This is a genomic window from Vibrio sp. 1249-1 (assembly GCF_033340495.1).
Genome location: NZ_JAWOWJ010000005.1, coordinates 213,866 through 227,413, shown reverse-complemented (window position 1 = coordinate 227,413; position 13,548 = coordinate 213,866). Strand labels below are relative to the sequence as shown.

Annotated in this window: 10 protein-coding genes; 4 read left to right on the top strand and 6 right to left on the bottom strand. The window is 44.6% G+C overall.

Going from position 1 to position 13,548, the window contains the following annotated elements:
* Positions 1-289: 289 nt before the first annotated feature.
* Positions 290-1,981 (top strand): AMP-binding protein, encoded by a 1,692-nt coding sequence (locus R7Z50_RS11690; protein WP_031779037.1) that lies wholly within the window; start codon positions 290-292, stop codon positions 1,979-1,981.
* 68 nt (positions 1,982-2,049) lie between these two features.
* Here R7Z50_RS11690 and R7Z50_RS11685 read toward each other — a convergent pair whose 3' ends face one another.
* Positions 2,050-2,250, bottom strand: a complete 201-nt coding sequence (locus tag R7Z50_RS11685) for a DUF1127 domain-containing protein (protein WP_224721253.1) — start codon at positions 2,248-2,250, stop codon at positions 2,050-2,052.
* A 106-nt stretch (positions 2,251-2,356) separates the two neighbouring features.
* On the opposite strand from R7Z50_RS11685, the gene R7Z50_RS11680 reads away from it, so the two are divergent.
* The gene (locus R7Z50_RS11680; protein ID WP_171344508.1) at positions 2,357-3,304 is read left to right on the top strand and encodes a LysR substrate-binding domain-containing protein; all 948 of its coding nucleotides are present in this window, start codon (positions 2,357-2,359) and stop codon (positions 3,302-3,304) included.
* Positions 3,305-3,422: 118 nt separating this feature from the next.
* Here the strand turns inward: R7Z50_RS11680 and fusA are convergent, their stop codons facing one another.
* Together fusA and radA are read right to left on the bottom strand one after the other, a co-directional pair.
* Positions 3,423-5,513 (bottom strand): elongation factor G, encoded by a 2,091-nt coding sequence (gene fusA / locus R7Z50_RS11675; protein ID WP_005386444.1) that lies wholly within the window; start codon positions 5,511-5,513, stop codon positions 3,423-3,425.
* Between the two features lie 215 nt (positions 5,514-5,728).
* The gene (gene radA, locus R7Z50_RS11670; RefSeq protein ID WP_005386443.1) at positions 5,729-7,108 is read right to left on the bottom strand and encodes a DNA repair protein RadA; all 1,380 of its coding nucleotides are present in this window, start codon (positions 7,106-7,108) and stop codon (positions 5,729-5,731) included.
* Between the two features lie 136 nt (positions 7,109-7,244).
* On the opposite strand from radA, the gene R7Z50_RS11665 reads away from it, so the two are divergent.
* On the top strand, positions 7,245-9,593 hold the full coding sequence (locus R7Z50_RS11665; protein WP_005380143.1) for a PilZ domain-containing protein: 2,349 nt from the start codon (positions 7,245-7,247) through the stop codon (positions 9,591-9,593).
* A 63-nt stretch (positions 9,594-9,656) separates the two neighbouring features.
* Here R7Z50_RS11665 and serB read toward each other — a convergent pair whose 3' ends face one another.
* Positions 9,657-10,637: a phosphoserine phosphatase gene (gene serB / locus R7Z50_RS11660; RefSeq protein WP_318149088.1), complete on the bottom strand. Its 981-nt coding sequence runs from the start codon at positions 10,635-10,637 to the stop codon at positions 9,657-9,659.
* Positions 10,638-10,728: 91 nt separating this feature from the next.
* Between serB and R7Z50_RS11655 the strand changes: the two genes are divergently transcribed.
* On the top strand, positions 10,729-11,334 hold the full coding sequence (locus R7Z50_RS11655; RefSeq protein WP_005391677.1) for a YtjB family periplasmic protein: 606 nt from the start codon (positions 10,729-10,731) through the stop codon (positions 11,332-11,334).
* A gap of 94 nt (positions 11,335-11,428) precedes the next feature.
* Here the strand turns inward: R7Z50_RS11655 and deoD are convergent, their stop codons facing one another.
* Positions 11,429-12,148: a purine-nucleoside phosphorylase gene (gene deoD, locus R7Z50_RS11650; RefSeq protein ID WP_005380140.1), complete on the bottom strand. Its 720-nt coding sequence runs from the start codon at positions 12,146-12,148 to the stop codon at positions 11,429-11,431.
* A 143-nt stretch (positions 12,149-12,291) separates the two neighbouring features.
* Positions 12,292-13,512, bottom strand: a complete 1,221-nt coding sequence (locus tag R7Z50_RS11645) for a phosphopentomutase (protein ID WP_005380135.1) — start codon at positions 13,510-13,512, stop codon at positions 12,292-12,294.
* Between the last annotated feature and the right edge of the window lie 36 nt (positions 13,513-13,548).

Here is a 13,548-nt window from a genome sequence, read left to right as displayed (position 1 = left end):
AATAATTAGGATAGATTCTATGTTTTCGCAATATTATTAATAAAATAAATTGCTTACCTGTGCTCTTAGTATGAAGTCGGTATGACATAACAGCTGAAAAGCCTGTTCTCTTTTGCGTAGCATCAATCACATTGCTTTTTAGATCGAGTCGCTCCGACTTCAACCATAACTAACGCTATCTTCCCCACATATTTCATCAAAATGCATTCCCGTGTCGCGATTTAACATGCTAAAGTTAACAATGCGTTAACAATTATAAATACAATGAGAAGACATGGAGTCACTTAAAATGAATCAGCCGAATCTAAATAGCGCTGCTGGTTGCGCTCTCCCACCACCAAATGAAATGATCCTCAAATGGGCTCAAGAGCGTCCAAATGAGGTCTACCTAAAACAAATTATTAACCGACAGTTTGTTGAGTACACATTCTCTGATGTTGCAGATCAAGCCTTAAAACTTGTCAGCGCACTACGCTCGCTTGGTGTAAAGCCTGGCGACAAAGTTGCGTTAGTATCTAAAAACTGTGCAGAATGGTTTATTTGCGATCTTGCTATGATGCTTGGTGACTATGTCAGTGTGCCAATCTTTCCTACCGCCGGTGCAGACACCATCGAATACTGTGTGACTCATAGTGAAAGTAAAGCGATCATTGGCGGAAAACTCGATGATCCCAAAGCAACTCAGCAAGTCATTGATGCTATGCCTGAACTCATTAGCATCGCTCTACCTTATGACACGGCACCTAAGTGTAAGCACGAATACCAAGCGCTCATTGCTGATGCAGTGCCAAGTGAAGAGCGTCCGCAGCATTACGATGACAAGCTAATGTCGTTGGTGTATACCTCAGGCACATCAGGGTTACCGAAAGGCGCGATGCTAACTTACGGCGCATTCAGTTGGTCTGTTCAGCAACTGATCAATCATATTGGTATCCAAGAAAACGACCGATTGTTCTCTTATTTACCGCTCGCTCATATTACAGAGCGTGTTTATATCTTCGGTTCATCGATTATGGGTGGCGTGCCAACAGCATTTCCAGAGTCACTGGACACTTTTATCGAAGATGTGAAGATGCACCGACCAACTCTGTTTATCTCCGTCCCACGATTATGGACGCTATTCCAGCAACGTATTCAAGACAAACTTCCACAGAAGAAGCTCAATATTCTGTTGAAAATCCCATTCGTCAATTCTTTGATCAAGAAAAAGCTAGCAGATGGTCTAGGTTTAGATCAGGCTCGAGTATTAGGCTGTGGCTCTGCACCTGTCTCGCCAGCGCTGTTGGAATGGTACCACTCAGTGGGCCTTGATATTACAGAGGCTTGGGGGATGACGGAATCATTTGCCTACAGCACGCTCAACTACCCATTTAGAGCTGACAAAATTGGTAGTGTCGGTAATGCAGGGCCAGGCATTGAGTTAAAAATCGCAGCCGATGATGAAATCATGGTGCGTGGCAAAGGGCTATTTTCTGGCTACTACAAAAATGATATTGCCACCCAAGAGTCTTTTGATTCAGAGGGCTGGCTACACACAGGCGATATCGGCGCTATCGACTCAGATGGTTATCTAACGATTCAAGGCCGTAAAAAAGATAACTTCAAAACCGCCAAAGGTAAATTTGTCTCTCCGGTTCCTATCGAGAAAAAGCTTTTCGAGTACAGTCGCGTAGAGATGATGTGTCTCATCGGTTTAGGGCTACCCGCTCCGATTCTTTTGGTTGTGCCACATGACTTCCCTAACTTTGATCGAGAGCGATACGCACGTACCACACGTAAAGTTATTGCCAGGATGAATCAAGAACTCGCCTCTCATGAGCAAATCAAAGGTGTGTTAATGATTAAAGAACCTTGGAGTATAGAAAATGGCGTACTGACGCCAACGCTTAAAATTAAACGTCATGTGCTCGAACAAAAGTATCATGAGATAGGCCACAATTGGCCAAAAGATGAATTGGTCGTGTGGGAAGAAGACTTGTAATTTTGCTTGCACTCCTCAACACCATTGGGGAGTGCAACTTAACTTTGAGCTTGAATCAAACTCATAGACTACTCTCTCCAGAATGGCTTACTCACTTCACAACTAATCTCCCTTTCACCTAATCCAATATCGTCCCAAAGGTGCTTTGGTAACTCTCTCAAGTGACGACGTGTCTTATAGTTCCTTCTCCAAGCCGCCAGTTTAGAATAAATTAACTGTAACCCGCTCTGATGGGCAGTAGGTATAGTACGCTCACAAGTGTGTGTCATGTTTTCCATTTCAAAGATCCCTATACAATGTTGACCACTTAATAATCAGCGACTACGCTGATATCCTCAAACGATAGAATCTGCCATAGAGTTAAGGAAAACTAATGTGAAAGATCGAATGCCTCCCTTACAGGGCTTGTATTACTTTTTCGTTGCAGCAAAGGAAGGAAGCTTTAAAACGGCAGCAAAAGAACTGTTTGTTACGCCAGCGGCCATTAGTCAGCAAATTCGTCATTTAGAAGAGTTCTTAGGCACGGACCTATTTGTTCGTCAGCACAGAAAAATCGTGCTCACACCAGAGGGAGAGCTACTGTTTAGTCAGGCAGAAAGAGGGTTTGCTCATTTGCAGCAAGGGGTTAGATTAGTCAATCAAGATCCAAACCCGAACCACCTTTCGATATCAACACTCCCCTCTTTCGCTCATCATTGGTTAGTCCCGAAAATTACGGCTTTTCGCCAGCGTCACCCTGATATCGCCTTGCTATTAGAACCAACCAATGATTTGGTGTCTTTTCAAGATAGTCAGATAGATTTATGTGTTCGTTACGGTTTAGGAAAATATCCCAATTTAGAATCACAATGGCTGATGGACGAAGCTTTTTATCCTGCTTGTCATCCGGTGTACCAGAAAGAGCACGGGATCTATAACATCGAGGATTTAAGCAAAGCTGAGCTGATTGAAGATGTTTGGCCTGATCTTGATTGGAATATGTGGTTAGCAACCTTGGGTCACTGCGCAGCAAAGCCTACCTTAAAATACAGTGGATCACATCTCGTGCTTGAGGCTGCACTATCACTTCAAGGCGTGGCATTAGTAAAACACAGTTTAGCCCATCAATATTTTCGTTCTGGCAAATTGGTCCGAATTGGAGATATCGCTATCAAGCCCAACTTTGCGTATTACTTGTGTGCGCCAAAAGGCTACTTAAAAAGACCTAAATCTCAATTGTTTGCGCAATGGTTGAAGGAAGAAATAGAAATATTTGAAAAGTCAGTGGTACCAGACTTTAAGACCATTGACCTAAAAGGCAACAGTACTAGAACGGCATCATAACAATCGTCAAAACAAACGCTAAATAGGAATAAAACAAACACGCTCTGCGTATAAGACTGCTAAATACAAAAAGCCCCGCACTAAGCGGGGCTTTCAAGTTATAGAGTTAACTTAAGAATTACTTCTTAGCGTTACGCTCTTTAACGTCAGCAATTACTTGCTCTGCAACGTTTGTTGGACATGGTGCGTAGTGTGAGAACTCCATAGAGAACTGACCACGACCAGAAGTCATAGTACGTAGAGTACCGATGTAACCAAACATTTCTGATAGAGGTACATCACCCTTGATACGTACGCCAGTAGAAGCTGCTTGTTGGTCTTTGATCATACCACGACGACGGTTAAGGTCACCGATTACGTCACCAACGTGATCTTCTGGAGTGAACACGTCAACTTTCATGATTGGCTCAAGAAGTTGCGCGCCAGCTTTAGGCATAGACTGACGGAATGCACCTTTCGCTGCGATTTCGTAAGCGATAGCTGAAGAGTCAACTGCGTGGAAACCACCGTCGAATAGTTCAACTTCAACGTCTAGAGTAGGGAAGCCAGCTAGAACACCGTGCTCCATCATTGACGCAAAGCCTTTCTCAACTGCAGGCCAGAATTCTTTAGGTACGTTACCACCAACAACTGTTGATTTGAACGTGAAGCCAGAGTTTGGCTCACCTGGTTTGATGCGGTAGTCGATCTTACCGAACTGACCAGAACCACCAGACTGTTTCTTGTGCGTGTAGCTATCTTCGATTGCTTGAGTGATAGTTTCACGGTAAGCAACCTGTGGAGCACCAACTTCTAGCTCAACGCCGTAAGTACGCTTAAGGATATCTACCTTGATGTCTAGGTGAAGTTCACCCATACCTTTCAGGATAGTTTCGCCTGAATCTTCATCAGTCTCAACTTGGAATGATGGATCTTCTGCAACCATTTTACCGATCGCGATGCCCATCTTCTCAGAACCGCCTTTATCTTTAGGCTTAACTGCGATAGAGATTACTGGATCTGGGAAGATCATTGGCTCAAGAGTACATTCGTGCTTAGGATCACATAGAGTGTGACCAGTTTGAACGTTCTTCATACCAACTACAGCGATGATGTCACCAGCTTGTGCTGAATCGATCTCGTTACGCTCGTCCGCGTGCATCTCAACCATACGGCCGATACGCTCTGTTTTACCAGTTGCAGAGTTAAGGATTGTGTCACCTTTCTTCATCTTACCAGAGTAGATGCGGATAAAGGTTAGAGCACCGAAGCGGTCATCCATGATCTTAAATGCAAGAGCACGTAGTGGCTCGTCTGCAGATACAGTCGCAACTTCACCAGTTGGCTCACCAGTCTCTGAATCAGTTAGAGGCTGTGGATCAACTTCTGTTGGAGATGGTAGGTAATCAATTACCGCGTCAAGAATAAGTTGGATACCTTTGTTCTTGTACGCTGAACCACAGTAAGTTGGGAAGAATGCTAGATCACGAGTACCTTTACGGATACAACGTTTGATGTCTTCTAGAGATGGCTCTTCGCCTTCTTCTAGGTAAGCCATCATTAGATCTTCGTCTTGCTCTAGAGCAGTTTCGATTAGCATTTCACGGTATTCAGCAGCTTTTTCTACCATGTCTGCTGGAATATCTTGAACTTCGTAGTTCTCTGGTTGGCCAGACTCATCCCATACGTAAGCTTGTTGGCTTAGTACGTCTACAACACCTACGAAATCTTCTTCGATACCGATAGGTAGAGTCATAACTAGAGGTGTAGCACCTAGTACGTTCTGTACTTGATCTACAACTTTGTAGAAATCTGCGCCCATACGGTCTAGTTTGTTAACGAAGATCAGACGTGATACGTGTGATTCGTCAGCGTAACGCCAGTTAGTTTCTGACTGAGGCTCAACACCACCAGAACCACAGAATACACCGATACCACCGTCAAGTACTTTTAGAGAACGGTAAACTTCGATAGTGAAGTCAACGTGTCCAGGAGTATCGATGATGTTTAGACGGTGATCGTTCCAGAAACAAGTTGTTGCTGCAGACTGGATTGTGATACCACGCTCAGCTTCCTGCTCCATGAAGTCAGTAGTAGTTGAACCGTCGTGAGTGTCACCGATCTTATGGATCTTACCAGTTAGCTTTAGGATACGCTCTGTAGAGGTAGTTTTACCCGCGTCTACGTGAGCAAAAATACCAATGTTTCTGTATTTTGATAAATCAGTCATTGTCTTACTCTGTTAATAAGGTATAAAGTGCGCGCAGAGTATATCACATTCTGTCAATACTGATACCCTTGCGTGCGGATGGAAGAAAAAAAATTTTAACGTGAAATTTCCGTCCCCAAAGCATAGTCAAACACAGCAATTTATGTACTTTATTCGCATTTTATTGAGGACGGATAGAACAGTTTGTGATTGCACAAATACCATTCTTATGAGCATTACAGCTCGTCAAAAGCCTCTATCGCTTCCGACAATTTCTTAACGCCGTGAATTTGCATGCCAGGGATGCCACCTTTCGGCATGTTGGCTGCTGGCACGATGGCTTTCTTGAAACCATGTTTGAACGCTTCATTCAAACGCTCTTGCCCACTTGGCACTGGACGGATTTCGCCCGCAAGCCCTACCTCACCAAAAATCACCACATCTTTAGGGAGTGGACGGTCACGAAAACTCGATAAAAGCGCCATAACTAAAGCAAGATCAGCGCTTGTCTCCGTCACCTTAACACCGCCAACCACATTAACAAAGACATCTTGGTCTGCCATTTGTAAGCCACCATGCTTATGCAACACAGCGAGCAAAAGTGATAGGCGGTTCTGCTCCAAGCCGACCGCAACACGACGAGGGTTGGCTAACTGCGAGTAATCCACCAGCGCTTGAATCTCTACTAGTAGAGGGCGCGTGCCTTCCCAAACCACCATGACTGAAGAGCCTGATGTTTCTTCTTCACCACGAGAAAGGAAGATCGCTGATGGGTTACTCACTTCCTTCAATCCTTGGCCTGTCATTGCAAATACACCAAGCTCATTCACAGCACCAAAACGGTTTTTATGACTACGCAAAGTGCGGAATCGGCTATCCGTTCCACCATCGAGTAGTACCGAACAGTCGATAATGTGTTCAAGAACTTTGGGGCCCGCAAGGGTACCATCTTTTGTTACGTGACCAACAATAAATACCGCAACATTATTCTGTTTTGCGTATCGTGTCAGAGCCGTCGCAGATTCACGTACCTGAGCAACACTGCCAGGCGACGATTGAACATCAGAAACGTGCATCACCTGAATCGAGTCTATTACCATTATACGAGGCTGCTCTTTTTCGGCGATTTGGCAAATTTTGTCGACGTTCGTTTCCGATAGCATTTTTAAATGATCTTTCGGCAAGCCCAATCGGGAAGCACGCATTGCCACCTGCTGTAATGACTCTTCACCGGTTACGTAAAGCGTTGGCATTTGCGCAGATAAACTACACATGGTTTGCAACAGAAGGGTTGATTTACCTGCACCAGGGTTACCACCAATCAAAATTGCGGCACCTGGCACAACACCACCACCCAAGACGCGGTCAAGCTCTTTAAACCCACTGGTGAAGCGAGGTACTTCTTGCAGATCAATTTCGGATAGCGTTTGAACCGTAGCTTCTGTTGCGGAACCAGCGTAGCCGCTTAAGCGTTCATTGCGAGCAACGGTTGGCGATGCAGCGATACGTACTTCTGTTATCGTATTCCATGCACCACATGCGTTACACTGCCCCTGCCAACGGGGAAAGTCCGCGCCACAATCATTACAAACATACGCTCGTTTTGCTTTCGCCATGATGCCTCAATTTTTTCTACAAATGTGACTAAGCACAGCCAAGTCAGACCTGAACTGAAATGAACTATTGATATACTTAAGTATTACTTCGCTTAGCCGATACAATTTAAAGTAACGACATACTCTAACAGAAATAATGCAGCAATCTGAAATTCTCTCGCTCGCAGAACGACTCATTCCCGTTTACGGTACGAATGACTTTGACTTTGTCCTTGGCCAACTGACCGAGGAAGAGCCGCCTTCGGCCAAAATTTTGGTTAAAATGGAACTTAACCGCTTAATGGCTCCATGCAAAAAAAGCATTGATTTGCGAGGTCGCGTTCAAGGCGAATGTCGCGAGTATATTTTGGATGGTATTCCACATTGGTTGGATGATGTTGCTTTCAACGCTTACCATAAAAACATCAAAAAGTTTGGCTGCTACACGGAAGGAATGTGGGAAGCATTGGTCAACACGCGAAATAACTTTCGCGTAATGAGCAAGCGCCTTACTCAGCAAAAAACGCAATCGTTAACGGATCCTAAAAGCCCGTTCTTAGCAGAACCCGTTCACCTAGGCTACGATTTAAAGCGCCAAGAAAAACGCTTGAAAGTCCAATCTCAAGTTGAAATTTGCCGTTCTAAAGGGCAGCTTCTTCATGGATTAAGCATTGATTTATCTAGCTCTGGCGCAAAGTTCAAAGTCCCTAGCGCATTTAAATATAACCTTGGGGAAATTATTCAGGTCACGTTTACTGAATTTGCCAGCAAATCTAACGTTGCAGGTATAGAGAAACCGCTTGCATACCGCATACTCGCGGTTGATGACTGTTACGAAAATGACTCAGTTCGATACCTCAGAACCATACGCTTAACTGACACCAATGTCGTCACCAGAGTGATAGATGAAGCGCTCAACAGTGCTGCTAAAAGGGCTCGTCACGACAATCAAGACAAGATTATTCGAGCTCGAACTCGCGGTTATGAGCACATCGCACTAAAGCACACCAGCAGCTTGCCTCTATTCTTTGATGGTAGTGACCTAAAATTAGCAATGTTAACGCCAAACAATCAAAAGCTTTGGCAATACTGGCACGATGAGAGAAACCAGCAAATGTTTGGTTCCTTATTCAACGAGCAACGCATCGCGTCACTCATTAAGCCTGGTGTGAAAGGAACAACCAATGTCCTTTATTCATTTACTCACGAGCACGAGAATCGAACCTATTTCTATTCGATGTTTCGCCCTGAAGCAACTCGCGAACAGCGCCAGCTATTTTGGCATTTAGGTGGCAAACGAGAGAGTTGGCGCGCCTTTAGAATTTCAATCTTTGAACTATCTGAGCAAGAACAGGAAGACCTAGCAGCTTTCTCTCCAGAGTTAGCAGAAACGTCTCAATCACTGACTCATATTGGTATTTTGCAAGAAATTGCTGACGAAAAATCAGGGCAGGATTACCTGCTAACTGAAAAGCCGCGCTTACCCGCTAATACGTTAAACGCGTTTCGTCACCCGAGAAGAGTTATCGGCAATCCAAAGGGCATTTATTTTGATGCAAAGTCTCGTCGAAAAGAGCCTCGTTATCGTTTTAAAACACCTTTAGAGTTGTACTCAGGACAAACTAAAACAGGCGGCTGTACTGTTGACCTTTCCAAACGAGGACTCGGAATTAGGCTAAGTGAGCCTACGATGTTACGTTCTGGGCAAGAGGTAAGAATCAACTTTCGAGAATTACAACTCTACGATAAAAAATTGCCGTTAATGTCGGTGCCATACCGAGTAATTCGTGTAAGCCCAGACGGTTGTAGCGTGCAGCTAGTTATTGATGAAAGCAGCCAAACCATGAAGGTAATCGCTTTTTTCAACAGCATTATCGAGCACAATCAAGACAAGCTAATCCCGCAAAAAGAGACGCTACCAAGTAATGCTCTACTTGAAAGGCTGCACTGCATGTTGCTCTCGCGTACGCTGAGCACGCCCATTTTTATCAGTAAGAGTACGTCATCTTCAATCAAAACCCCCGTTATCGGGGTGAACTTGCCGCTACCTAAACACATTGAGCTTTTTGCCCGTCTTGGGCATGACCAACTGTTGTCACTTGAACCTATCTTTAAAGGCCGGACAAGCACATTAATCGCAGAGCCAATAAAACGTGTAGAAGGTGCTCAAGCCAGACATCAGGATATCTACATAAGCGCCGCAAAAGTAGGCAATAAAATTACAGGCATTGAGTCAAAGCTTCATCAAGAGTTCAACAGCGTAAAAGAGCGGATTCAATTTATAAAGAAAGCGCGAATGATGGGTGACTTTTACGTGATTCGCCTTTCTACTGCGCCAATTTTCGATCCGATGACATCATTACTGCAACAAGATTTAAGTGACTTAACCCAATTTGGCGTACATCAAGCGAGCAAGTTAGAAAAAGAGTTAACGGCGCTCGTTGGTTACAGTGAATTTGAAGACATTACTGAAGAGGTTGTAATTAGATTGGAGTTAACCGAGTAAATTCAAAGTCATACCAAATTGAAAAAAAACACCGCCTTTCTGGCGGTGTTTTTGAATGGATGGTTAAGGTTTAGCTTTCCAGCTGACCTTTTGCTGCTTCACCAATGCGCCAGATAAAATACAGAGCACACCGCCCAACCCTGCAAAGCGAATCGCTGATTGCGCTTGAGCTTCCACTTTTGGTTTTGCGTGATACGCAATCCCTAATCCTGCCACCGACATCATCACAAGATCATTAGCGCCATCACCGACAGCAACCGTGTTGTGCTGCTCAATTTCATATTCATCCGCCAGTTCCACTAGAATGTCCGACTTCATCTGCGCCGTTACCACATCGCCAAGTACTTTACCCGTGAGTTTGCCGTCAATAATTTCTAATTGATTGGAGCGAGCAAAGTCTAAGTCGACTTTATCTTTGATGTAATCAGAGAAGTAAGTAAAACCACCGGAGGCAATCGCTGTTTTCCAGCCCAAGGCTTTCAACGTCGCAATTAGCGCTTCAAAGTCCGGCATGAATGGTAACTGGGAACGAACTTGTTCAAGAATTGATTCATCGGCACCTTTGAGCTTACCAACTCGCTGACGTAAACTTTGCTCAAAATCCAGCTCACCTTGCATGGCACGTTCAGTGACTTCAGCGACCTCATCCCCTACTCCTGCCAGTTTCGCGATTTCATCAATACACTCTATCTGGATCGCCGTTGAATCCATATCAAATACAATCAACCCTTGGGTTGATAGATCGGGCACTTCATTAAGCGAGGTGTAATCTAGGTTGAGACTTTGTAAGATCGTTTCATGTTGAGGAGTCAACTCTCCGGCCATCAGGGCTACTTCATATTGGCCAACTTTCCACGTTTCTAGTATTGGGTTGTAAAAGCCGGTGAAGAAATCAATGTCTTCGAAGTGACTTGGCGAAAGGTACTCAGCAAATACGATCCAGTTTGCTTTTGCTTTATCTAATTGGGAGGCAAATCGAGTCTCGGGTAATCGTTTTAAAAGTGTCGTATGTTTTCTGATAGGCAAGCTTTTTGACGCGTCCATGTATATAATCCCTTATGACTTTGCTAAAACGTTACCTCAACAAACTAAAAAGGCAAGTCTTTGTTTTATTTTAAATGGATGAGTAAAGAGCATGAGTGAATCTTTGTTCTCAGTAAGGAATGCCCTAAGAATTCTGGCACTAATCCTACTGTGTGTGATGTTGTTTATCACAATAAAAAACAGTGTTGTGATCAGTAAGGGTAATGAGAAAATTCAAGCACAACAGCTTGAAACGCTCACCAAAGTTTTGATTTCACAGGCGTCTCTTTCTGCCAGTGAGATGATTTTAACTAAAGATCAAGAACGATTACTTCAGCTAACAAACCAGCTAGCACAAGACCGTTTAGTGTTTGATGCAACAATCTACGATGCACAGGGTGTACGTTTAGCGTCTAGTGAAGAGGCATTATCGGTACGCGAAGTTCTTGGCCTGGATACGCCTTTGGCAACAGCTTCCATTGGTCGCCAGCAGTTGGTTGAACCAGTTTTTGCAGATGGTGCGCTTATCGGTTTTGTTCGCGTGACCTTTGAGACGGGCCGGGTGACGGCTATTTCTGACCACCACTATCGCAAGAGCGATCGTTATATGTACATGATGGTCTTAATGAGCTTTGTCTGTGGTATGTTGTTCATCTTGATTTTACGTCGACAACCGATACGTCGTAAAAAAGCGCCAAACCTGCTGCTAACCAAGTAACTAGGTAGCGCTAACAACTCATATAAAAACAGCCCGCAATGTGTGGGCTGTTTTTTAGCTCTTGAGAGCGAAAAATAGAATGACTCTTCGTCGCTTACTCTTCGTCACCAAGCAATACTGAATCTAGTGCGATTAGCATCATGTCGTTGAATGTCGTTTGACGCTCGTCAGATGTAGTCTGTTCGCCAGTCTTGATATGATCAGAAACCGTACAGATTGTCAGAGCTTTTGCACCGTATTCTGCCGCAACACCGTAAATACCAGCCGCTTCCATTTCAACACCAACAATGCCGTACTTGTCCATTACATCGAACATTTCTGGATCTGGCGTGTAGAAAAGCTCTGCTGAGAATAGGTTACCAACTTTAACGTCAATACCGCGAGCTTTTGCAGCGTCTTCTGCCGCACGAACCATGTTGTAGTCTGCGATTGCCGCGAAGTCATGACCTTTAAAGCGGATACGGTTCACTTTAGAGTCAGTACATGCACCCATGCCGATCACAACATCACGCACTTTGATGTCTTCATTCACTGCGCCACAGCTGCCAACACGGATGATTTTCTTCACGCCGAAGTCTTTGATTAGTTCAGTCGCGTAAATCGAGCATGATGGGATACCCATACCGTGGCCCATTACTGAGATCTTACGGCCTTTGTATGTGCCTGTGTAACCAAACATATTACGAACGTCACACACTTGAACGACATCTTCAAGGAAAGTCTCTGCGATGTATTTTGCACGTAGTGGATCACCAGGCATCAGTACGACGTCTGCAAATGCACCCATTTCAGCATTGATATGTGGAGTTGCCATTTTCTTTTCCTTAACCTTTCTCTAGCGCTCCGCGCTTAAGGCGATATAAGCCAGAGTATTCTCATTTCCGACAAGCAGCATTTACATACTGCAAACATAAAACTAGGAGCAATCAAGCTCCTAGTTTTCAAAAACCTAACTAATTATAGGAAGTTCTTACCGTAATCCATTGGAGAAGTACCGAAGTAACTTGCCAATGTTTGACCGATATCTGCGAATGTTTCGCGGCGGCCAAGAGAACCAGCTGGTACTTTTTGACCATAAACCAATACTGGGATGTGCTCACGAGTATGGTCAGTACCTGGCCATGTTGGGTCACAGCCGTGGTCTGCCGTTAGGATAAGCACATCGTCTTCTTCCATAATCTCTAGCACTTCGTTGATACGACCATCGAAGTACTCAAGTGCCGCTGCGTAACCCGCTACGTCACGACGGTGACCGTAAGCTGAGTCGAAGTCTACAAAGTTAGTGAATACGATCGTGTTGTCGCCCGCTTCTTTGATTTGCTCTAGCGTTGCTTCGAACAATGCAGGGATACCTGTCGCTTTCACTTTCTTAGTGATGCCGCAGTTTGCGTAGATATCAGCAATCTTACCAATAGAAACCACGTTGCCTTGCTTCTCTTCAACAAGTTTCTGTAGAACCGTTGCTGATGGTGGCTCAACAGAAAGGTCACGACGGTTACCGGTACGCTCAAATTGACCTTTACCAGCACCAACAAATGGACGCGCGATAACACGACCAATGTTGTAATCTTCTAGCTCTTCACGTGCGATTTGGCAAAGCTCTAGTAGACGGTCTAGACCGAAAGTCTCTTCGTGACATGCGATTTGGAATACAGAGTCCGCAGAGGTGTAGAAGATTGGTTTGCCAGTCTTCATGTGCTCTTCACCAAGATCGTCAAGAACTTGAGTACCAGATGCGTGACAGTTACCTAGGAAACCGTCAAGACCTGCACGCTCAAGAATGCGGTCAGTCAATTCTTTCGGGAAGCTGTTTGCTTTGTCAGTGAAGTAACCCCAGTCAAACAGAACAGGCACACCTGCGATTTCCCAGTGACCAGACGGCGTGTCTTTACCTGAAGAAAGCTCTGCTGCATGACCGTATGCACCAATGATTTCAGCGTCTGCGTCTAGTCCAGGTGCGAAGCGACCTGTCGATTCTTTATGCGCCATTGCCAAACCAAGTTTCGATAGATTTGGAAGGCGAAGTACACCTTGGCGATTGTCGTTATCTGCTAAGCCTTTTTCACATTGGTCAGCGATGTGACCTAGTGTGTCTGAACCTACATCACCAAATTCTTTAGCGTCGGCAGTTGCACCGATACCGAATGAGTCTAGTACTAAAATAAATGCTCTTTTCATTGCTCGTTCCTTAGGCCCACTCGGCTTTTTATTATG